This is a genomic window from Caldanaerobacter sp. (assembly GCF_049701115.1).
In the GTDB taxonomy this organism is placed as follows: domain Bacteria; phylum Bacillota; class Thermoanaerobacteria; order Thermoanaerobacterales; family Thermoanaerobacteraceae; genus Thermoanaerobacter.
The window spans coordinates 1-21,009 of the sequence record NZ_JBNATX010000033.1; the positions used below are offsets into that span (position 1 = coordinate 1).

Annotated in this window: 19 protein-coding genes, 5 tRNA genes and 2 other annotated features; all 24 genes read right to left on the reverse strand. The window is 38.0% G+C overall.

Translation table 11 applies throughout. The annotated features are described in order from the left end of the window. Nucleotides 1-64: 64 nt before the first annotated feature. Nucleotides 65-502 carry a DUF523 domain-containing protein gene (locus tag ACPLVE_RS09045; protein ID WP_424611232.1) on the reverse strand — a complete coding sequence of 146 codons (438 nt, stop codon included), beginning with the start codon at nucleotides 500-502 and terminating at the stop codon, nucleotides 65-67. Nucleotides 503-513: 11 nt separating this feature from the next. Continuing rightward, nucleotides 514-2,877 (reverse strand): endonuclease MutS2, encoded by a 2,364-nt coding sequence (locus tag ACPLVE_RS09050; protein WP_424611250.1) that lies wholly within the window; start codon nucleotides 2,875-2,877, stop codon nucleotides 514-516. An 11-nt stretch (nucleotides 2,878-2,888) separates the two neighbouring features. Then, a complete protein-coding gene (locus ACPLVE_RS09055) occupies nucleotides 2,889-5,243 on the reverse strand; it encodes a DUF3656 domain-containing U32 family peptidase (protein WP_424611233.1) in 2,355 nt (784 codons plus the stop codon). A gap of 10 nt (nucleotides 5,244-5,253) precedes the next feature. After that, nucleotides 5,254-5,628 carry a cell division protein ZapA gene (gene zapA, locus ACPLVE_RS09060; RefSeq protein ID WP_424611234.1) on the reverse strand — a complete coding sequence of 125 codons (375 nt, stop codon included), beginning with the start codon at nucleotides 5,626-5,628 and terminating at the stop codon, nucleotides 5,254-5,256. A 67-nt stretch (nucleotides 5,629-5,695) separates the two neighbouring features. After that, nucleotides 5,696-8,080, reverse strand: coding sequence for a phenylalanine--tRNA ligase subunit beta (gene pheT / locus ACPLVE_RS09065; RefSeq protein ID WP_424611235.1), 2,385 nt, complete (start codon nucleotides 8,078-8,080; stop codon nucleotides 5,696-5,698). A gap of 11 nt (nucleotides 8,081-8,091) precedes the next feature. Further along, nucleotides 8,092-9,111: a phenylalanine--tRNA ligase subunit alpha gene (gene pheS / locus ACPLVE_RS09070; RefSeq protein WP_424611236.1), complete on the reverse strand. Its 1,020-nt coding sequence runs from the start codon at nucleotides 9,109-9,111 to the stop codon at nucleotides 8,092-8,094. Between the two features lie 48 nt (nucleotides 9,112-9,159). After that, nucleotides 9,160-9,374: a binding site (T-box leader), on the reverse strand. A gap of 24 nt (nucleotides 9,375-9,398) precedes the next feature. Continuing rightward, nucleotides 9,399-10,160, reverse strand: coding sequence for a TrmH family RNA methyltransferase (locus ACPLVE_RS09075; RefSeq protein ID WP_424611237.1), 762 nt, complete (start codon nucleotides 10,158-10,160; stop codon nucleotides 9,399-9,401). Nucleotides 10,161-10,208: 48 nt separating this feature from the next. Then, nucleotides 10,209-10,568 carry a 50S ribosomal protein L20 gene (rplT, locus tag ACPLVE_RS09080; protein ID WP_424611238.1) on the reverse strand — a complete coding sequence of 120 codons (360 nt, stop codon included), beginning with the start codon at nucleotides 10,566-10,568 and terminating at the stop codon, nucleotides 10,209-10,211. Nucleotides 10,569-10,586: 18 nt separating this feature from the next. After that, on the reverse strand, nucleotides 10,587-10,790 hold the full coding sequence (rpmI, locus tag ACPLVE_RS09085) for a 50S ribosomal protein L35 (protein ID WP_424611239.1): 204 nt from the start codon (nucleotides 10,788-10,790) through the stop codon (nucleotides 10,587-10,589). A gap of 15 nt (nucleotides 10,791-10,805) precedes the next feature. After that, nucleotides 10,806-11,348 carry a translation initiation factor IF-3 gene (gene infC, locus ACPLVE_RS09090; RefSeq protein WP_424611240.1) on the reverse strand — a complete coding sequence of 181 codons (543 nt, stop codon included), beginning with the start codon at nucleotides 11,346-11,348 and terminating at the stop codon, nucleotides 10,806-10,808. Next, nucleotides 11,343-11,460, reverse strand: a sequence feature (ribosomal protein L20 leader region). (Overlaps the previous gene by 6 nt.) A gap of 41 nt (nucleotides 11,461-11,501) precedes the next feature. Continuing rightward, the gene (locus ACPLVE_RS09095) at nucleotides 11,502-12,554 is read right to left on the reverse strand and encodes a chorismate synthase (protein WP_424611241.1); all 1,053 of its coding nucleotides are present in this window, start codon (nucleotides 12,552-12,554) and stop codon (nucleotides 11,502-11,504) included. Further along, nucleotides 12,551-13,798, reverse strand: a complete 1,248-nt coding sequence (locus ACPLVE_RS09100; RefSeq protein ID WP_424611242.1) for an MFS transporter — start codon at nucleotides 13,796-13,798, stop codon at nucleotides 12,551-12,553. Before ACPLVE_RS09100 ends, ACPLVE_RS09095 begins: the two co-directional genes overlap by 4 nt. A gap of 104 nt (nucleotides 13,799-13,902) precedes the next feature. Next, nucleotides 13,903-15,807: a threonine--tRNA ligase gene (gene thrS / locus ACPLVE_RS09105; protein WP_424611243.1), complete on the reverse strand. Its 1,905-nt coding sequence runs from the start codon at nucleotides 15,805-15,807 to the stop codon at nucleotides 13,903-13,905. A 309-nt stretch (nucleotides 15,808-16,116) separates the two neighbouring features. Continuing rightward, nucleotides 16,117-16,980, reverse strand: a complete 864-nt coding sequence (gene ytxC, locus ACPLVE_RS09110) for a putative sporulation protein YtxC (protein ID WP_424611244.1) — start codon at nucleotides 16,978-16,980, stop codon at nucleotides 16,117-16,119. 55 nt (nucleotides 16,981-17,035) lie between these two features. Beyond that, nucleotides 17,036-17,806: a DUF6873 family GME fold protein gene (locus ACPLVE_RS09115; protein WP_424611245.1), complete on the reverse strand. Its 771-nt coding sequence runs from the start codon at nucleotides 17,804-17,806 to the stop codon at nucleotides 17,036-17,038. Between the two features lie 16 nt (nucleotides 17,807-17,822). Continuing rightward, a complete protein-coding gene (locus ACPLVE_RS09120; protein ID WP_424611246.1) occupies nucleotides 17,823-18,755 on the reverse strand; it encodes a GGDEF domain-containing response regulator in 933 nt (310 codons plus the stop codon). 98 nt (nucleotides 18,756-18,853) lie between these two features. Beyond that, complete coding sequence (locus ACPLVE_RS09125) at nucleotides 18,854-19,189, reverse strand: thioredoxin family protein (RefSeq protein WP_424611247.1); 336 nt, start codon at nucleotides 19,187-19,189, stop codon at nucleotides 18,854-18,856. Nucleotides 19,190-19,247: 58 nt separating this feature from the next. Beyond that, nucleotides 19,248-19,322, reverse strand: a tRNA-Cys gene (locus tag ACPLVE_RS09130). A gap of 3 nt (nucleotides 19,323-19,325) precedes the next feature. After that, nucleotides 19,326-19,401: transfer RNA gene (locus ACPLVE_RS09135), tRNA-Gly, on the reverse strand. 5 nt (nucleotides 19,402-19,406) lie between these two features. Further along, nucleotides 19,407-19,482 (reverse strand) — tRNA-Phe (locus tag ACPLVE_RS09140). Between the two features lie 3 nt (nucleotides 19,483-19,485). After that, nucleotides 19,486-19,562 (reverse strand) — tRNA-Asp (locus ACPLVE_RS09145). 1 nt (nucleotide 19,563) lies between these two features. Then, nucleotides 19,564-19,639, reverse strand: a tRNA-Val gene (locus ACPLVE_RS09150). 67 nt (nucleotides 19,640-19,706) lie between these two features. Further along, a complete protein-coding gene (gene hslO / locus ACPLVE_RS09155; protein WP_424611248.1) occupies nucleotides 19,707-20,597 on the reverse strand; it encodes an Hsp33 family molecular chaperone HslO in 891 nt (296 codons plus the stop codon). Between the two features lie 74 nt (nucleotides 20,598-20,671). Next, nucleotides 20,672-20,872: a cold-shock protein gene (locus ACPLVE_RS09160; protein WP_424611249.1), complete on the reverse strand. Its 201-nt coding sequence runs from the start codon at nucleotides 20,870-20,872 to the stop codon at nucleotides 20,672-20,674. Nucleotides 20,873-21,009: the final 137 nt, after the last annotated feature.

A 21,009-nucleotide genomic window follows, 5' to 3' on the forward strand; every position in this document is an offset into this window, starting at 1 on the left:
GTAACCCCATTTCCTTCTTCTCAATAAAAACACCTCCCCTACATTTTATGTAGAGGAGGTGTTTTTACTTACTCTTTTTTATCATTTCAGAAAATTCTACTTCCGTCATAACCCTTATACCTGCCCGTTTTAAAATCCTAGTAGTTATTCCATCACCTTCAATCAATTTCCCAGAAAAAGTCCCATCGTATATCTGTCCACAGCCACAGGAAGGACTTTTGGCTTTAAAAATCGCTTCTTTTATACCATAAAGCTCAGCTATCTTTAAACTCTCATAAGCTCCTCTGTAAAAATTCTCTGTTACTTCCTCCCCTTTAATGTTGTAAACTTTATCTCCCCTTATCTCAGAAGGGAGCCTGGGAGTTGGAAGTCCTCCCAACTGCTCAGGACAAACCAGTATCGCTTTACCTTCTTTTACAAGCTTCTTTATTTCCTCTCTTTCATTATTACTTCCATCGTATTTGCAGTTTACTCCTGCCAGACAAGCACTTACAAGATACATAAATTACCTCCTCATCTACTTTCCAATTCCACAATGGTCACTCCATCTCCACCTTCCCCATAGCCGCCCAACCTGAAGGATTTAACGTGTTTGTTTGTTTTTAAAAATTTGGATATTCCTGTTCTTAGAACACCCGTACCTCTGCCATGTATTATAGTTACCTGGTTAAGTCCTGCCAAATAGGCATCATCAATATATTTCTCTACCTCAAGAAGAGCATCATCCAATGTCATCCCTCTCACATCAAGATGACTGCTTATCACCTTAGCTTTTTCGTTTATAAATTTACTGTAACCTTTTTTCACTTCTTCCTGTTCCTGCTCTTCTTTAACTCTCAAATTGCTTATATGGACTGTCATCTTCAGAATTCCCGCCTGCACTTCAACATTCCCTGATGCATCCGGTGGAGAAAGGACAATTCCATTTTGGTCTAACGGAACAATATAAACAGACTGCCCGGCTTTTAAAGAATCAGGAATTTTGCCATAAGAAACTTCCTTGGGTGTTAAAATCTCTCCTTCTAACTCTTCTAGATTTTTCTTTATCTTTTCTCTGACTTCTTGTATCGCTCTGTCTTTGTTTTTTTCTTTCTCTTCAGCTTCTTTTATCCTCTTTATTATCTCCTCTGCAGTATGTTTTGCTTCTTTAATTATCTCCCTAGCTTTTTCTTTTGCCTCTTTCAATATTTTATCTTTTTGAGATTCGAGCTTTCTTTTCTCCTTTTCTAATTCTTCTTTTAAGACTTCCACTTCTTTTTTTAGCCTTTCTACTTCCTGATAAGCATTTTCTAGATCTTTTCTTTTTTCTTCCACATCTTTAATGACATCCTCAAACCTTATGGCCTCACCAGATATGTAGCTCTTGGCATTTTCAATTATTTCCTCTGAAAGCCCAAGCCTTCTTGAAATCTCAAAAGCATTGCTCCTTCCAGGAATGCCTATTATAAGTTTGTAGGTAGGTCGTAAAGTCTCCACATCAAACTCGACGCTGGCATTTTCTACACCCTTGGTCTTCAGGGCGTACTGCTTGAGCTCACTGTAATGGGTGGTGGCTATTGTCCTGCATCCTGTCCTGTGGAGAAAGTCCAAGATGCTCATAGCAAGTGCAGAACCTTCAAGAGGGTCAGTCCCTGCCCCCAACTCATCCAAAAGCACCAAAGAATTCTTATTGACCTTTTTAAGAATACTCACTATATTTGTCATGTGAGAAGAAAAGGTGCTCAAACTTTGCTCAATGCTCTGCTCATCGCCTATGTCCACAAAGACATCTTCGAATATGGAAATCTGGGATTTCTCTTCTGCAGGAATAAATATTCCTGCCATCGCCATTAAGGTCAACAGACCTACTGTTTTTAAGGTAACAGTTTTACCTCCTGTGTTAGGACCTGTAATTACCAAGGTAGTAAACTCTCTTCCTATATGTATGTCTATTGGAACGACTTTCTCAGGGTCTATCAAAGGATGGCGCGCTTTTTTGAGATTTACATACCCTGAAGTATTTAGTTCAGGCCTTGAAGCTTTTATCTTTATTGAATAACGGGCTTTTGCAAATAGGAAATCCAGTTCAGATACCAATTCGACGTTTTTCAAAATAGCTTCAGCATTCTTTTTAATCTCTTGAGAAAGTTCAAAAAGTATCCTTTCTATCTCCTTCTGCTCCTTTAATTCTAACTCCCTCAATTCATTGTTTAAATCTACTACTTGGATAGGCTCGATGAACAAAGTAGCCCCTGTGGAAGACTGGTCGTGTATTATGCCTTTAAACACATTCCTGTATTCCTGTTTTACTGGCACGACATATCTTCCCTGTCTCATTGTTATTATTGGCTCTTGAAGTTCTTTTTGCCTTGTAGAAATTATAGAATTTAAAGTAGATTTTATCTTCTCATTTATTGATGCCTTCTGCCTCCTTATTGCTTTCAAAACCGGAGAGGCTTCATCTGAGATCTCATCTTCAGAAATCACCGTATTCTCAATCTTCTCCTTTAAACTTTTTAGAGGAACAAGCCTTTTATCAAATTCTTTAAGCAATAAAAAGTCTTCCCTGTCATACAGCGATTTAAAGTGGGCCTTGACTTCCTCCACAAGGCTGAGGAAATTTTCAATACCTAAAAGTTCCCTGTTGTAAAGAATATAATCAATCTGCGCTTTTTTCACATGCTCTCTTATGTCTTGAAAAGAAAACGATATATCCCCATAGGAATAGATAAATTTCACTGCCTCATTGAGCAAGTCTAATTCAAATTCTATTGCCTTTAAATCTTTTTTTATCTCTATGTCAAAAACTTTTTCTCTCCCAAGCTCTGAGTCGCATTCATTCGCAATTAGCCTAATTATTTTGTCAAACTCAAGGCTTTTTAAAGTTTTTTCCCTCATTCCCTTCATGACTACAAAACTCCTCTGTAAAAATGTCCTTTGGTATAATTTCCCTCTGGAACTTCAATTCTTTCTCCTTCTAATGCTTTTATATGCATTTGTAAAATTTTTTCTATTTCCTCATCCTCTTCTATTGTATCATTTATTCTGAGAAAAGAAAGGCCGGATTTCTTCAGCTCTTCCATGTGATTCGCCATAAAGAGCACATCGCCATTTAAAATCTGAATCCTGCAAAAACCATTGTTCTTTATAGGCATCAATTTACCTTTCCTATCTTTAAGAAAATAGTAACCCTTTTCGCATTTTGCCCTGTCACAACCCACTAAATTTCTTATAGGGCAGTGTTCCGTAGTCATAAGAGGAAGGTGACCGTATATTACTGCCTCAAACTTTATATCGCTCCTTTTTGCAATGTCTTTCATCTGCTCAAGCGTAAGTTCATAAGAAAGGGTCACAGCATAAGCATTAAAATACTCTACAGCAAGGCTGTTGAAAACATTAAGGGGGTAATCGATAAAAAGTCTAAAACCACTGTTTTTTAATATATGATAAAGTCCCAAATTGGAAACAAGGACATTCCTTATATCCAATTCTCTTAAAAGCTGCAATTGCCTTTCAATATCTTTCATCTCTTCTCTTAAAATTGAAGGAAAAGCAGCAACAAGTACAATATCTTTTCCCTCCAGCAATTTGACTGCTTCTTTTAAGATACTTTCATTGAGTTTGTAATCAAAATAAACATACGGTATCCCCAGAGATGATGCAATTTCTAGATGATTTAATTTATCAGTGTAGAAAGTCAAAACTGGACTTTCACTCTTTTCCCTTCCCTCTGGAAGCTTAACTTTTTTCTGTAGCTTTTCCCTTTGATAGAAAGCCAATTTCTTTAACTTTAATTCATCTATTGCCTTCCTTCTGGTCTCCTTAATATCCTTTACAGGCATGAAAAGCCCTTTATCTAAGCTTACAAATACCTTCTCAGGGTAAAAAGGCGTATCGCCAATCTGAGACAACTTGTCCTTTAGAAAATCCTCTTCTATAGAAACCTTTTTAGCTGGTTCAGCAACCCTTTCACTCTTCGCTTCTCCAGAGAAAACTCCATCTTCTACTCTAACTACAAAAGGCATCTCTTTTTTCAATTCTGCGTAAATTTTCACAGGAACCTTTTTCTCTGGCAAATTTTTTAAACTTTCATTTAAAAGGTAATCGTACGTTTTATTCAAAATATCTTTTTCTTTGGGGTAAAAATCCAAATAGAGGGTCACTATCTCCCCTTTAAAAGCCACATCTACTTTCTGCCCATTTTTTATGATTTCCTGTATCCTGTGCCCTTTTTCTCCCTTTGAATCAGAAATCCCATCACCTTTTCTTATGTCCTGAAGAAGCCTTACTTTTACTTCTCTTCCTTTGGTTTTTACTACCTCCGCAACAGGTACTCCTATATTCTTAGGAGTAACATAGCTCATCTTGGAAGGCTTTTTTTCAAACAAATACCCCGTAGAAAAACCTCTATTGAAGACTTTAGCCATTTCTTCCATGTATTTAGTGCTGTCAAAAGCTCTCCCTTCGTAATAACTGTTTATGGCTTCTCTGTAAGCTTTCACGACAGAAGCGACGTATTCCGGACTTTTCATCCTTCCCTCAATCTTAAAAGAAGACACGCCTGCTTCAATAAGGAGAGGTATATGTTCAATTGTGCACAAATCCACCATACTCAGAAGGTGCAAATTCTCTTTTAAAATATTCCCATGCTTGCTGACCAAAGAATACTTCAAACGGCAGGGTTGAGCACATCTCCCTCTGTTGCCACTTCTCCCTCCTATGAGGCTGCTCATAAAGCACTGACCTGAATAGCTGACACACATCGCCCCGTGAACAAAAACTTCTACATCTATAGGAGAATTGGAAGCAATATGTCTTATTTCTTCGAGAGTTAATTCTCTTGATAAAATAACCCTAGACACACCTCTTTCAGCTAATTCCCGCACGCCTTCCAGGTTATGTACTGTCATCTGCGTACTGGCGTGCACTTTAAAATCCGGATAATTTTCTCTTAGAAATTTGAGCACTCCTAAATCTTGCACTATAACAGCATCTACCCCAATTGAGTATAAAAAGTCAATGTACTCTACAAGTTTATCCATTTCTTCGTTTAGTATCAGAGTGTTGACAGTCACATAAATCTTAACATCCCTCAAATGACAAAACTCTAACGCCTTCTCAAGGTCCTCATAATCAAAATTAGGGGCATAAGCTCTTGCCCCAAAATTCTTGCCTCCTAAATAAACGGCATCACAGCCTGCATTTACAGCATTTAAAAGCGCATTATAATCCCCTGCCGGTGCCAATAGTTCAACCCTTTTCATCCAACCACCTTTACTTTTCTTGGTCAAATGTTTCTAAAAACTGCCTGAACTCTTCTTCTGTCTCCAAAAGTTTATTTACACTATTTTCTAGCTCTTGTTCCAGCTCTTTTATCCGCCTATTTTTTTCTTCTAATTCTGTCTTCAATGAAAGCAGCTCTTTTTTTATTGCATTGTTTTCCTCCTTAGACATGAAAAGCTCATCGGCAATGTTCAAAGAAGCAAGCAAGAACAGCTGAACCTGTGAAAGATTTTTATGGCTCTGCATCAATTCTTTAATTACATTGTCTACATAATTTGCAAGTTTTATTACATGCTCTTCAGGATAATCGGACTTTAAAATATACTCATTGCCATTAATCGTTACACTAACCCTGTTTAACTCCACAGAAACATCCCCTTAATCCTTTGTTATTCTATTAATTTCTACATAAAAAGCAATTTTCCTTCTTTTTTTACCTCAATTTAGCCCCCAATTTTTCCTCCAAAGCCTTAACTATCCTAGCATGGACTTCATTGACTTCTTCATCGGTCAAGGTTTTCTCATAAGACCTGTACCAGATGGAAAAGGCGACGCTCTTCTTTCCTTCAGGGATGTTGGGTCCTTTGTAAACATCAAACAGGGCAGTTTTTTCTACAAACCCTCTGCCGGTCTCTTTTATTACTTTTTCAACTTCAGCCACAAACAAATCCTCATCTACGACCACTGCGATATCCCTTTCAACGGCAGGGTATTTGGGAAGCGGGTTGTACTTTCTATCTACATTAGCAAATTTTATGATTTTATCCAAATTCAACTCTCCCGCATACACTCTCACAGGTAAGTCATAATTTTCCAAAACATCCGGATGAACTTCTCCAAAGACACCTAATACTTCTTCTCCAAAGAGTATTTTCGCTGACCTTCCAGGATGATAAGAAGGTTCCTCTGCCCTCACATATTCTACATCAACAATCCCCATCACTTCAAGCAGTTCTTCAATTACTCCTTTTATGGTGTAAAAGTCCACTTCCTTGCCGTACATTCCCAGAGAAATAGTCTTTACCTCTTCAGGCAGTTCCTTCAAAGGCAACTCTTTTGGTAAAAATACCCTTGAGATTTCAAAAGCCTTAAATTCTCCCACTTTTCTGCTGTAATTGGTATAAGCCACATTTAGCATAAAAGGCAAAAGTGTAGTCCTCATAAGGCTTTGCTCTTCGCCAAGGGGATTTATTATCTTGACAGCTTTCCTCAAAACGCTGTCTTTAGGAACATTTATTCTGTCTAAATCCCTCTCTCCCATAAATGACATTGTGACAATCTCATTTAGTCCACAGGCCAGCAATACTTCTCTCGCCTTTTCTTCAAGCTGCTGCTCTTTTGTGAGAGAACCTAAAGTGGTCTGAGCATTTTTCATCAGACTATCTGCAATATTATTGTAACCGTACAGCCTAGCTATTTCTTCTGCAATATCTGCCTCCATAGTCACATCTTTTCTGAAGTGAGGAACTTTTATTTCAAGCTCTTCTCCTTTTTCAACTACTTCAAATTCTAAAGACCTTAAGATCTCAATCATTTCAGAGGTAGCTAAATTTGTGCCCAAAAATTTATTTATCCTATCAGGTCTTACAGTCAATACTGTTCTTTCCATTGGCTTAGGATATTCATCAACAATCCCTTTTAATACCTCTCCACCGCAGTACTTTTCCATGAGCTGGGCTGCTCTCTCACAGGCAAGAACTGTAATTTCTGGGTCTAGCCCTTTTTCAAACCTCGCTGAAGCCTCGCTTCTAAGACCCAGCTTTTTAGAGGTATGCCTTATATTGCTGCCTTTGAAATTGGCACTCTCTATGAGTATATTCACAGTGGAATCCGTTATTTCTGTGTTCTCTCCTCCCATTACTCCTGCAAGGCCTATTGCCTTTTCTTCGTCCGCTATCACAAGCATTGAACTATCTAAAATCCTCTCTTTCCCGTCTAGAGTAACCAATTTTTCTCCGTCTCTTGCCCTTCTCACAATTATGTGTTTATTCTTTACTTTGTCCAAATCAAAAGCGTGCAGAGGCTGCCCCAGCTCCAGCATCACATAGTTAGTCACATCTACTACGTTGTTTATAGGCCTTATACCTGCTTTTAGAAGCCTTACCTGCATCCAGATGGGGGAAGGACCTATTTTAACATTTTTGACAACCCTCGCAACGTACCTGTAACAAAGGTCCGGCGCCTCTATAGTCACCCTGGCAGGATTGGCCTCCTCCACTTCTGTAACTCTGATTTCTGGCATTCTGAAAGATTTCCTGAAAGTTGCCGCAGTCTCTCTCGCAATTCCAACTACAGATAGACAGTCGGGGCGATTTGGCGTTATCTCAAATTCTAAAACATCATCTTTAAGCTGCAATGCCTCGTTTATGTCCATCCCAAGAGGAAGTGGAGGCAAGATGAATATCCCGTTTCTCTGATACTCAGGCAGCAGGCTCTCATCAAGCCCCAGCTCTTCCGCAGAACACATCATGCCCTGAGAGTCTACTCCTCTTAATTTACTTCTTTTTATCTTTACTCCGCCCGGAAGAGTAGCACCGTGCAATGCTACCGGTATGTAGTCCCCTGCCTTTATATTTTCTGCCCCTGTCACAATTTGCAATTTTTCACTTCCAATGTCCACAATCCCAACCCACAATTTATCTGCATTAGGGTGTTTATCTAAAGATAAGATACGTCCCACAACTACATTGGAAATTTCTTTACCGTAACTTTTTATCCCTTCCACTTTAGAACCAGACATGGTCAGTCCTTCGGCTATTGTCTTAGCATCTTCATCTATGTCTACAAATTCCTTCAACCAAGAAAGAGATACTAACATAAGCTCACCCCTTAAAATTGTTCTATGAATCTCATGTCATTTTCAAATAATAATCTCAAATCTTCTATCCCATATTTTAACATCGCTATCCTGTCTATTCCCAACCCAAAGGCAAAACCGGTATACTTCTCAGGGTCAATTCCTGACATCCTTAAGACATTAGGATGGACCATGCCTGCACCTAAAATCTCAATCCAGCCGGTGTAGCCGCACACACGGCATCCCTTACCGCCACAAGCAAAACAGCTTACATCCATTTCTGCACTAGGCTCTGTGAAGGGGAAAAAGTGGGGCCTAAATTTTGTCCGGGTACTCTCCCCGAAAAACTTTTTAGCAAATACGTTTAAAACCCCTTTCAAATCTCCCATTGTGATGCCCTCATCTACCACTAAACCCTCCATCTGATGGAATACAGGAGAATGCGTTGCGTCTATGTCATCAGACCTGTAGACTCTGCCGGGCGAAATAACTCTTATAGGTGGTTTGGTCTTTTCCATAGTCCTCACTTGAACTGGAGAAGTTTGCGTCCTCAAAAGTATATCAGAAGTTATGTAAAAAGTATCCTGCAAGTCGCGAGCCGGATGGTCTTCCGGAGTGTTCAAAGCTTCAAAATTGTAGTAAGCAAGCTCTACTTCTGGCCCTTCTGCAATAGAAAAACCTAGGCCCAGAAAAATTCTTTTAATTTCATCCATCACAAGAGTAATAGGATGCCTATGCCCGTATTTGTAAGGCTTGCCTGGCATAGTAATGTCTATGTACTCTTCTTTTATCTTTCTTTCCTTTTCTTCTTTGGCAATTTTTTCTCTTCTCTCCAAAATCATATTCTCTATTTTTTCTCTCACATCATTGGCTAACTGCCCTATCACTGGCCTTTCTTCAGGGCTTAAACTTCCCATCCCTCTCAAAATTTGCGTAAGCTCGCCCTTTTTCCCTAAATATTTAACTCTTAAGCTCTCAATTTCCTGAAAGCTTTTTGCCTCAAGAATCTCTTCTTCCGCTCTTTTAGCAAGCTTTTTTATTAAATCCTTCATCCTTTATTCAACCCCTTTTCCTTTGATTATAAAATAAAAAATCCTCCGTCATAGGACGAAGAATTCCGCGGTACCACCTATCTTAACACCTCTTAAAGGTGTTCCCTCATTTCAGATAACGGTCTCCCGGCAATGCCTACTATTGGTTCAGCACGCTGCTCCGGAGGGAACTTCCATTATCTACCTGTCAATGGCGCTCTCAGTCTTCGGCGCCATCTCCCTGTGACCCTCGATAATGTACTTTACTCCTTCATCGCATTTAGCTGTTTTTTTTAGATTATACCATCTCATTTATTTTTTATCAACCTCTGCCTTTGAGATTCGTATAAAAATATCGCTGCTGCTATAGAAACATTTAACGACTCCGCCTTTCCTGTCATAGGAATTTTTATAAAATCATCCACGCAGGATAAAGAGCTAACTCCCCTTGCTTCATTCCCCAAAACGAAAGCAACCCCTTCTTTTAAATCAAATTCATGCACAAAACTCTCTGCTTTAAGGTGGGTTGCAAACACTTTAATACCCTTTTCCTTCAGTTTAAATAAAACATCCTCGGAAGTCGCAACCACGGGAATGTGGAAAATAGATCCCATAGAAGCTCTCAAAACCTTGGGGTTATATATGTCAACAGAATTATTTATTGTAAAGACAGCATCAACCCCAAAAGCATCAGCTGTTCTTATGATTGTCCCAAGATTGCCCGGATCCTGAATATTATCCGCTACAATGAATACACCCTCTTCTTTTATTAAATCCTCTACTCTAAACTCTGGCATTCTCACAACCGCCATTACTTTTTGAGGGGTCACTGTATCGCTTATTTTTTTAAAAAGACCATCTTTAATGCGTATAAGTTTAAAATTTCCTCTATAGTCGAGGTTCACATGTTCTCCTACTATCACATATTCAACTTTAAAACGACTATTCAAAGCTTCTTTTACACTATTTACACCTTCGACAAAAAATAATCCCTCTTCATATCTCCCCTTTTTCTCTCTGAGCTTTTTTATCTTTTTTATCAAACTATTATCTTCACTCGTTATTAGCATGCCTACCACTTCTTTTATATTAAAGCAAAAGGCCACATAAAATTGGCCTTATGCGTTTAAATGCTGTTTTGCTATGTTGACTAACTCTGCAAACCCCTTTTCATCCTTTATAGCCATTTCTGAAAGCATTTTTCTATTGATTTCTATACCAGCTTTTTTGAGGCCATTTATAAACCTGCTATAAGAGATGCCATGAGCTCTAGCAGCAGCGTTGATTCTAGTAATCCAGAGCCTTCTGAAGTCCCTTTTCCTCAATTTTCTTCCGATGTACGCATACATTAAAGACTTCATTACGGCTTGATTAGCAACTCTGAAGAGTTTGCTCTTTGCACCCCAATATCCTTTTGCAAGTTTTAAAATTTTTTTATGCCTTCTCCTTGTTACTTTTCCAGATTTTACTCTAGCCATTTTTAAAACCTCCTAATTTTATGAATATGGTAAAAGTTTTTTAATAGTCTTAGCACTTGTCCCTTCCAGATACGTAGCTTTTCTTAATCTTCTCTTCCTTTTTGCATTCTTATGAGTCAAAAGGTGACTCTTATAAGCCTTCATTCTTTTCACTTTGCCTGATTTTAATACCTTAAATCTCTTCGCTGCTCCTCTATGGGTTTTCATTTTCATTTTTGCCATAGTTATCCTCCTCTTCTACTGTTTTTTAGGTGCTATTACCATCATCATATTGCGCCCATCCATGCTCGGCTCTTTTTCTATACTGCCGTATTCTCTCAATTCCTCGGCAAAACGCTTCAAAAGATCCTCTGCCAAGGAGGTGTGGGCAGCTTCTCTTCCCCTAAATCTTATGGTAACCTTCACCTTGTCCCCATCTTTTAAAAACTTAATAGCACTTTTTAATTTGACTCCAAAGTCATGATCTTCTATGTTAGGAGTCATTCTTATCTCTTTCACATTTATTATCTTTTGTTTCTTTTTTGCTTCTTTTTCTCTCTTGCTGAGCTCATATCTAAATTTGCCAAAATCCATTAACTTGCAAACAGGGGGATTGGCATTGGGTACAATCTTTACAAGGTCCAAATGCCTCTCCTGCGCAATTTTGTAAGCTTCCTTGGCAGACATTATTCCTATCTGCTTGCCATCCTGATCGATTAATCTGACCTCTTTATCCCTAATCTGCTCATTTACCTGAAAATCACGATGGTTAATAAATACACACCTCCTAAAAATTTTCAAAAATAAAAGCGGGTATACACCCGCTTCTTCCACTATGCCAATTTTACCTTGCTTGAAGAAACCTTTCTGCCTTGTGGCGAAAGGTGAGAAGCGGGCGCTTCTACTTACTTGCTTTTTTAGTTTATCACTATTTTATTTTTTTGTCAATAAATTTTAAAAACCCCAGACATATTCTTTATAAGCCTCATAGTTTCTTTTTACTTCTTCCATAGAATCTCCTCCGAATTTTTTTAAACACTCATCAGCAATAGCCCATGCACATACGGCTTCGATCACACAGGCTGCAGCTTCTACAGCAGTTACGTCTGACCTTTCATAAGCAGCTTTCGTCTTTTCCTTTGTAATCATGTCGACAGAGTCCAATGGTTTTAAAAGAGTAGGAATTGGTTTCATTGCAGCCCTTATTACAATAGGACTCCCATTCGAAATTCCTCCCTCAATTCCTCCAGCATTATTTGTTTTTCTATAAAAACCTCTATCCTTTTCGTAATATATCTCATCATGCACCATGGAACCAGGAAGTTTGGAAGCCTCAAATCCCAACCCAAATTCCACACCTTTTATTCCCTGCACACTCATAACATGATAAGCAAGAATTGCATCTAGCTTTCGATCCCATTGTGTATGACTCCCCAGGCCAACAGGTACACCCTCAATTACAACCTCTATTATCCCCCCCAGAGTATCTCCTTCTTTTTTCGCCCTTTCAATGAGTCTCTTCCACTTTTCTTCTCTTTTTGCCCCTCCAATCTCCAAAATCTTGCTTTTTAAGTATATATCCAACTCTTTTAAAAAAATCTTAGCAACACTTCCAACCGCCACCCTTACCGCCGTCTCCCTAGCACTAGCTCTTTCCAATATATTTCTTATATCTTTTTGGTTATACTTAATACAGCCGGGTAGGTCCGCGTGACCTGGACGGGGCTTTGTAACAGCAGGGATTTCCTTATCCTTCCAGTTTTTATAATCTCTATTTCTAATCTCCATTGCAAGAGGAGCACCAGTGGTCCTCCCATCTCTTATTCCGCTTATTATGTGTATTTTGTCTTTTTCAATAGCCATTCTTCCGCCTCTGCCATAGCCTTTTTGTCTTCTCTCAAGTTCTTTATTTATAAATTCTATGTCAATAAAAAGGTTTGAAGGAAGCCCTTCTATAATGGCAATCAAAGCTTCGCCATGGGATTCTCCAGCCGTAAGATATCTCATCTTATTCCCCCTATCCTTTCTTCTTCTTCAATTTTCTCCTCATAGGATGCCACTACAAAGTAAAGAAGACTTACAAGAATTCTCAGTGCGCCTGTAAACAACATAAAGGTAACATAACCCATCTTTGTATAAAGCCACATCCCAACAACAGGAGAAATAAAAGCAGCTATCTGGGTTATAAAAGTGAAAACCCCTATATAAGTCATTTTCTCCGATCCTGGAGGCAAAAGTTCTAAAAGCCAGTTTAATAAAAGCATGTTGTAGCCGCCTACCGCTATCCCACCAAAAAAGTCATAAACCGCCCCAACATATAAGTTCTTTGCTGTAGCCCACATGATAGGTATAAAGCCTATTAAAAGTGCGCTTAATGCTACAGCATATCCATTTCCCCTCTTATTTGACAAATCAGCCCACCTATAAAAAGCTATGATTGACCCTATCGACGATACAATAGTAAAGATACTCATCCAGGCGTTATTAGCGTGAAGATAATTGACTTTATAGATTGTAAAAATAGGCCATGCCATCATCCACACAAAATAATACAAAAAAGAAGTGGCATTAAAATAGATAAACTTTTTACTCTCAAACATATTTTTAAAAGCTTGAGCAAAATTGCTCTCTTCTTTTTTCTCCCTTTTGACTACGTGAAACCTTGAAAAATAGTAGGCTTCTATTAATCCAAATATAAAAGCCACAGTAAAAATAATTTGATAATTCCATGGAAATTTTATTATGTCAAGAAGCCAACCAGTAAGAAGCACCACTATCGTCCCTACAATAGTGGTCCAAAAGTTTCTATCCGCAAAAACCCTGCTTCTATACTCCTGAGGTATTAACTCGCTCATAAACGACTGCCAGCACATTCCAACAGTAACAGAAGGCAAGTTCATAAGTCCTACAAGCAATACCACCATCCATGGCTGAATATCTTTTCTAAACAAAGGAGCCAATGCCAATAAAAAATAAAATGTTCTCGCCACATATAAAGTCACGTAAGAGAACTTATGAACATTGTCTAGCCTGTTGATCAAATAGGTTACAGGAATAACTGAAATTACTACCATAAGGGCGGGAAGCGAATTTAAAAGAGAAACCTGAAAGTCATTTGCCCCCAATTTTATAGCATATATTCCAATAAAAGGATTTACCATATTAAAACCTATAGCCCAGGCTATTCCGTTAAAAAGGTTCATACGCACATTATGACGGAGATTCCTATAAACTTCTATATTTTTCCTCATGTCCCTTCCCTTCACCGTAAAGTATTTTTAATTTTAGCTTACCATGTTTTTAAAATTCTTTCAAGAAATCAAAATGTCCCTTTTCAAAAAGGGACATTTTGATTTTAAAGAGCTTTTGTAGCTATCTCTTTCAGAATTTTTTCTATGAAATTATCCAGCGAAACTGGCCCCAAATCCCCATCTTTCCTGGACCTTAATGAGACATTTCCTTCTTCTACTTCCTTATCTCCGACAATCAACATGTAAGGAATTTTCTGAACCTGTGCTTCCCTTATCTTATATCCTATCTTTTCATTTCTGTCATCCAGCTCTACCCTTATATCATGCTCCTGTAAGCGTTCATACACTTTTCTAGCATACTCATGGTGTTTCTCAGAAATAGGTAAAACTCTAACCTGCACAGGCGCTAACCATGTAGGAAAAGCTCCCGCAAAATGTTCCGTTAAAATTCCAATAAACCTTTCTATACTTCCATAAATCACCCTGTGAAGCATAATGGGTCTGTGTTTTTCTCCGTCCGGCCCTATATATTCCAGTTCAAACCTTTCCGGCATCTGGAAATCCAGCTGAATAGTACCACACTGCCAGGTACGACCTATACTGTCCTTTAAATGGAAATCTATCTTAGGTCCGTAAAAAGCTCCTTCTCCTTCATTTACTTTGTAAGGCAAGTTAGCCCTTTTAAGCGCAGAAATTAAGGCATTTGTAGCAAGTTCCCATTCTTCATCCGTTCCCATAGAATTTTCTGGCCTTGTAGAGAGTTCCACATGATATTCGAAGCCAAATATCTTGTAGAAATAATCGACAAGCTCTATTACTCCCAGTATTTCGTCCTCTACTTGCTCCGGCGTCATGAAAAGGTGAGCATCATCTTGTGTAAAACTTCTTACTCTCATAAGGCCATGTAATACTCCAGAAAGCTCATGCCTGTGAACTAATCCTAATTCGCAAAGTCTTAAAGGCAAATCTCTATAACTGTGAAGAGTTGACTTATAAACCAACATTGCTCCCGGACAGTTCATCGGTTTTATAGCATAGGTCTGCCCATCAATTTGCGTAAAGTACATGTTTTCCTTATAGTGGTCCCAGTGTCCAGATCTTCTCCAAAGTTCCTCATTTAAAATTATTGGAGTCCTTATCTCCTGGTATCCCCTCTTTATATGTTCTTTTCTCCAAAAATCCTCTAATATATTCCTTATAATCATGCCTTTCGGATGGAAAAATGGAAAACCAGGTCCTTCAGGCTGAATGCTGAACAAATCAAGCTCCCTACCTAATTTCCTGTGATCCCTTTTTTTAGCCTCTTCTATCATGTGTAAATACTCGTCTAACATGCTCTTTTTGGGAAAACTTATCCCGTATATCCTCTGGAGCATCTTGTTTTTTTCGTCACCTTTCCAATAGGCACCAGCTACGGAAAGCAGTTTAACTACTTTTACCATACCCGTAGAGGGGAGATGCGGTCCTGCACATAGGTCCACAAATTCTCCCTGTTTATAGAAAGAAATCTCTTCTCCTTCAGGTATCTCCTCAATCAATTCCACCTTATAAGGCTCATTCTTTTCTTTCATCAACTTTATAGCATCTTCTCTTGGCAGCACGAATCTCTCTAATTTATAGTCTTCTTTTATAATCTTATTCATTTCCTCTTCTATAGCTTCAAAATCTTCAGTCGTAAAAGGCCTGTCCGTATCAAAATCATAATAAAAACCGTTATCTATGGCGGGTCCAATAGCTAATTTTACATCTTTAAAAAGCCTTTTTACAGCTTGAGCGAGAATATGAGAAGAAGTGTGCCAGTAGATCTTTTTACCCTCCTCATCTTCGAAAGTCAAAATCTCCAATTCACCATCTTCCTCAATCTTCGTATTAAGCTCTACTATTTTCCCATTAAATTTTCCTCCAACTGCTTCCTTTGCGAGCTTTTCACTTATGCTTTTTGCAATCTCATATACAGTCATTCCTTTTTCAAACTCTCTTTTTGTCCCATCTTTTAAAGTAATTATCATTGCCTTACCCTCCTTCGTAATAAATTTTTTACGATTTTTTAAATAAAAAACCTCTTACCCCGTAAAGAGGCAGAGGTTATCTGCGGTTCCACTCTTCTTTATACTCTGGTATTATATCGGAATAACCGTTCGGATTCATCATCCGCAGCTCCGGGGTGGTCTTCGATATTCGGAACATTTGAGTGATCTCAGCCCATGTCACTCAATCTCTGTGATGTTCCTTATGAATATCTACTCTTCCCATCATTGCCTTCATATTCAATTTTTAATTCATTATATCCCCATTAAGGGCTTTTGTCAATAACTATTTTACTTTTCACACTTAACTTCGGAACACACAATCTCGACTCTATCTGCAAATACTTTCTTTATAGTATCCAGGATTTCTTTGTTTTTTAGATAACTTGAAGAATGGAATAATATTTTTTTGGGGGCTATCGTGATCAAAATACTCATCAGAGCATCTTCATCTGTCACAATACCTTCCTGAAGCTCCCCTGTCATTTCTTTTATATATTCACTTGATAAAAGCTCATAATCTTCATTGTAAAGATGAAATTTCCCTGTCTTATCAACCACCACATTCAGCACTTCTAATTTGGAATCTTGCAACTCCACAAAGTACTTTAAAAGCCCTACAAATTCATTATATTCTTTCTGCATCAAAAATTCGTCCACTGCTTTATCCACCACTTCACCGATTTCACCTATAAAATTTTTTAGCCTGAAATTTATAAAACCTTCTATGTCGATATGGCTGGTCTCCTCTATAAAATCCCGTACTTTTCTCGATATTTCATCCTTTTTTATCTTTTTAAAAGTAGCTATATTCTCTTCTCTTTCTAAAATCCCATAAGCTATTTTCTTTATCTCTTCTTTTTCCTTGTGGTCAAAGTAATAATAATATTTCTCTATTACTTTGCCTATAATCCAACCCATCGCCTTGTTAACAATTATATCTGAAATAGCCTCTGCTATTATTTCTCTCTCATCGCTCATTTTGATAAAAGGCAGCCTGTCTTCCAATCTTAATTCATAATAGGCTAAATCTTTAAATACACTTGAAGTTATACCTATTCTTACTCCCTTATCAGGCAAATTTTTTAAAACAGACATCAAAGCTTTTTCATCTATGTTCAATTTGTTTGAAATTGCAATAGAAAATATTTGCAACTTCTATCACTCCCTTCGCTAATAGTATGTGTATATTGCTTCGTTTTTGTGCAGATTAGAAAAGTGGAATGATGGAACCTATGTCTTTTATTTGCGCAGAAGTAAGTTGCACAATTTCTATACCTTTTTTATTCAAAAAATCCATTATTTTCTCATAATCTTTAAGATAGCTAAAATCTCCTGTAAATGCCAGTTTTCTTTTACCTATAAGTCCGGTAGCCCCTCCTATAAATCCATAGTCAAAGCCTTTTAAAACTATTCCACCAGGACTTATCAACAAAACATCAAAACCATTTTTTACCGCAACATCCAATATTCCTGTATCAGAAGTTATAAAACTTCTGTCATCAACAATCGCTATATTGCACTTAGTATACCCCTGATTCACGTGTAAAAACTTAACTCCCCTTTTTTCTAGTTCCTCCCTCAAAACGGGGTCAGTATATTTCAAATTATGAAAGGCTACATTTCCCAGCCTTGCTACATTATATGCAATATCATAAGGATAGTTTCTTTTAAGAAATGTCTTACCTTTTATCACTTTTATATCAAGTTCTACAAGCTTATGAAGGAAAGCCTGCGATACATTTGGTGCTACTACAACCTCTCCCTCATCTAATGGATGCACATGTATATCAGGATGATAAGAAATAGCCTCGTAGAGGTCGGTACATCTTTCTGTGTACAGAACTTTTATTCCCAACCTTTCCAAAGCCTTTCCAATATCTAATTCTCGGCCATCAATAAGAACACACTTTACGTCTCTTTCAGGAATAAAAGGATTCAAAAAATCACCCTCCCGCAAAAAACTATAAAAATATGGCATACTTTTTGTATGCCATTTAACCCCTTCTCCTGTCTTTCAAATAACAGCTTCCTTCCATCTGTTTTAATTTTTTCTTGAGTTCTGCCGCTACTTCACTTATTTCCAAATCACTTCTAAAATCTCTAAATTCATTAGTCACAATAGCAATAGAAATTGACACAAAAGGAAACTTAAGCTTCTCTCCTCTTCTACTAAAAGTTTCTATGTAACCTCTTTCCCTGTCCTTTTTATCGTATAAAAATTTTATTTCGCTGTCAAAACGAGAGATTATGTACTTACACATTTCCTCTACTTTTTCAGGAGTAGTAATCATGACAAAATCGTCTCCACCTATATGCCCCAGAAAGTCCTTTTCCCCACCAAGCAACTCCAATGCATCTGATAAAATCCTTGCCGTAAATTTAATCACTTCATCTCCCCTGAGAAAACCGTAATAATCGTTGTAGGACTTAAAATTGTCTAAATCTATGTACAAAACAGCAAAAAGCTCTTTCGACTTTATTCTTCTCTTTATCTCTTCTTTTATGTCTATATTTCCTCTTAAACCAGTCAAAGGATTAGCCATCCTGTTATGCTCAATTCTCTGAAACAAATTGTTAACTTTAAAAATTAGCTCCTTTTCATTTATAGGCTTTACTAAATAATCATCCGCTCCTAACTCAAGCCCCTTTATCTTCTCTTCAAAATCGCCTTTGGCCGTTAACATTAAAATAGGAAGCATTAGATTTTCTTCTTCTTTACGTAAAATCTTAAGAAGGTCAAAACCACTCATTCCAGGCAAAACCAAGTCTAAAATTACCATATCTGGAAGACGTTCTTTATACAATTCCAGAGCTTTTTCCCCATCTGCCGCTTCTATTACAGAGTAGCCTTCTTTGCTCAGGATATTTTTTAATACTTCCCGTGTAAGCTTATCATCATCGACAATTAAAATAAGCCTTCCTTTCACAACTCTTCCCCCATAAAATTTAATCAGCAACCCCATAATATTATATAAAAATCTTGGAAGAAAAGCTAGTAATTTAGCGTATTAAAATTTCATTAAAACTAAGCACTTTCTTCAAAAAATAACGAGTAATACTTTGACAATTTTTCTTCCAAAACATCCATTGAAATAAACCTAGCCTCTCTTATAGCTTCTCTTCCATCTACATAGACCACGATCGTCGGAACAGTAAAAACAGAAAATTTACCAGACGCTGCTGGTACCTCATCTATAGGAATGTGAAAACTTTCAACTTTCGGATAATCTTTTAGCATTTTGTCAAGTTTAGGAAGTAGGGAAGAGCAAATGCCACAGTCTTTTGTAGAAAAATAAAAAAATACTATTCCATTTTCTTTTATAACTTCATCAACATTTTCAATGCTTGTCATTTCTCTCATATTATTGTTCCCCTCCAAAACAAAAAATAAAGCCCTTTTGGGCTTTTGTCTTTTCACTTGGAGGCGACACCCGGATTCGAACCGGGGAATCGGGGTTTTGCAGACCCCTGCCTTACCGCTTGGCTATGTCGCCTTATGGAGCGGGCAACGAGACTCGAACTCGCGACCCTCACCTTGGCAAGGTGATGCTCTGCCAACTGAGCTATGCCCGCATGGATGGTGCCCCGAAGTGGAATCGAACCACTGACACAGGGATTTTCAGTCCCTTGCTCTACCTACTGAGCTATCGGGGCAGATGGCGACCCAGAAGGGACTTGAACCCTCGACCTCTAGCGTGACAGGCTAGCGCTCTAACCAGCTGAGCTACTGGGCCGTGGTGGTCGCGATAGGACTTGAACCTATGACCCCCTGCTTGTAAGGCAGGTGCTCTCCCAGCTGAGCTACACGACCAATTTCCCTCCATGCAAGTAATAGTATACATAAAAAATAGCGAATAGTCAACACCTAATTTTACAATTCAGCGGAGACCTTCTGCCTCTTCTAACAGCTCTTCTAGCCTTTTTTTAGTTATAAAATATTTTTTCCCACAAAAGTGACAGACAGTTTCAATACCCCCTTCTTCTTGTATAAGCTTTCGGATCTCTTCCTTACCCAAAGCTAAAATAGCACTTTCAAATCTTTCTTGAGAGCAATCGCATTCATATCTAAGTGGTATTTTCTCTAAAAACTTTACTTCTTCCTCTTCAAAAATATAAGTAAGTATATCCTCTGGTGTCTTACCCTGTTTTAAAAGCTCTGTTACGGAACTAATACGAGCAATAGACTTTTCAATCTTTACCACAACTTCTTCTTTTACATCCGGAAGAAGTTGTAAAATAAAACCACCTGCTGTCAAAATATTGCCATCTGTACCTACTAGTACTCCCAAACCTACTGCTGAAGGAATTTGTTCAGAAGTATAAAAATAATAAGCTATGTCATCCCCTATTTCCCCAGTCTGTATTTCTACAGTCCCTATATAAGGTTCTTTTAATCCAATATCTTTTATAACAGTCACATAACCCTTCTTACCAACAGCCCTACCTACATCCAATTTGCCTTTTTCACTTAAAGGAAGGTCTACGAATGGATTTGCCACATATCCTTTTACAATCCCTGGAAAGTTAGAGACTGCCACAATACTACCTATAGGTCCATCCCCTTTTATCACAAGAGTAACTTTATCCTTTTCTCCCTTCATCATAACTCTCATCATTGCAACAGCTATTAAGCTTCTACCTAAAGCTGCACAAGCAGTGGGAGTAAGGTTATGAATTTCTTTTGCTGTTTGAACAGTATCTCGAGCCAGCGCAGAAAAAGCCAGTACATTGTCACTATAAGCAGTGGCTTTTACAATGTAATCGCCCATTTTGAAAAACCTCCAAACTTTTTATATATCAAAAAACCCTAACATGTGACATGTTAGGGTTTAAAATTCGGCAGTTACAGCTTTCTTACCTTAGATGCCTGTGGACCTTTAGCCGCCTGTACTACCTCAAATTCTACTGCCTGTCCTTCCTCCAAAGTCTTAAAACCATCGCCTTCGATTGCTGAGTAGTGGACAAAAACGTCTGTACCGTCCTCCCTCTCAATAAAGCCATAGCCTTTCTCGGCGTTGAACCATTTAACTTTACCTCTTACCATTTACATCTTCCTCCAAACTAATAAATGATTTACCTATATATCATAACATCAAAATCTCAAAAAGTCAAACTCTTTTTTTAATTTGTCTGTGTCAAGATTTTGTAGGTAAAAAATTTTTATAACTGACCTCACCGTTA

Excerpts from the sequence above, each read along its gene's own strand:
- ACPLVE_RS09045 (WP_424611232.1), bottom strand. The coding sequence starts at position 502 with ATGTATCTTGTAAGTGCTTGTCTGGCAGGAGTAAACTGCAAATACGAT.
- ACPLVE_RS09050 (WP_424611250.1), bottom strand. The coding sequence starts at position 2,877 with ATGAGGGAAAAAACTTTAAAAAGCCTTGAGTTTGACAAAATAATTAGG.
- ACPLVE_RS09055 (WP_424611233.1), bottom strand. The coding sequence starts at position 5,243 with ATGAAAAGGGTTGAACTATTGGCACCGGCAGGGGATTATAATGCGCTT.
- pheT (WP_424611235.1), bottom strand. The coding sequence starts at position 8,080 with ATGTTAGTATCTCTTTCTTGGTTGAAGGAATTTGTAGACATAGATGAA.
- pheS (WP_424611236.1), bottom strand. The coding sequence starts at position 9,111 with ATGAAGGATTTAATAAAAAAGCTTGCTAAAAGAGCGGAAGAAGAGATT.
- ACPLVE_RS09075 (WP_424611237.1), bottom strand. The coding sequence starts at position 10,160 with ATGCTAATAACGAGTGAAGATAATAGTTTGATAAAAAAGATAAAAAAG.
- rplT (WP_424611238.1), bottom strand. The coding sequence starts at position 10,568 with ATGGCTAGAGTAAAATCTGGAAAAGTAACAAGGAGAAGGCATAAAAAA.
- rpmI (WP_424611239.1), bottom strand. The coding sequence starts at position 10,790 with ATGGCAAAAATGAAAATGAAAACCCATAGAGGAGCAGCGAAGAGATTT.
- ACPLVE_RS09095 (WP_424611241.1), bottom strand. The coding sequence starts at position 12,554 with ATGAGATATCTTACGGCTGGAGAATCCCATGGCGAAGCTTTGATTGCC.
- ACPLVE_RS09100 (WP_424611242.1), bottom strand. The coding sequence starts at position 13,798 with ATGAGGAAAAATATAGAAGTTTATAGGAATCTCCGTCATAATGTGCGT.
- thrS (WP_424611243.1), bottom strand. The coding sequence starts at position 15,807 with ATGATAATTACTTTAAAAGATGGGACAAAAAGAGAGTTTGAAAAAGGA.
- ACPLVE_RS09115 (WP_424611245.1), bottom strand. The coding sequence starts at position 17,806 with ATGCCATATTTTTATAGTTTTTTGCGGGAGGGTGATTTTTTGAATCCT.
- ACPLVE_RS09125 (WP_424611247.1), bottom strand. The coding sequence starts at position 19,189 with ATGAGAGAAATGACAAGCATTGAAAATGTTGATGAAGTTATAAAAGAA.
- hslO (WP_424611248.1), bottom strand. The coding sequence starts at position 20,597 with ATGGGCGATTACATTGTAAAAGCCACTGCTTATAGTGACAATGTACTG.
- ACPLVE_RS09160 (WP_424611249.1), bottom strand. The coding sequence starts at position 20,872 with ATGGTAAGAGGTAAAGTTAAATGGTTCAACGCCGAGAAAGGCTATGGC.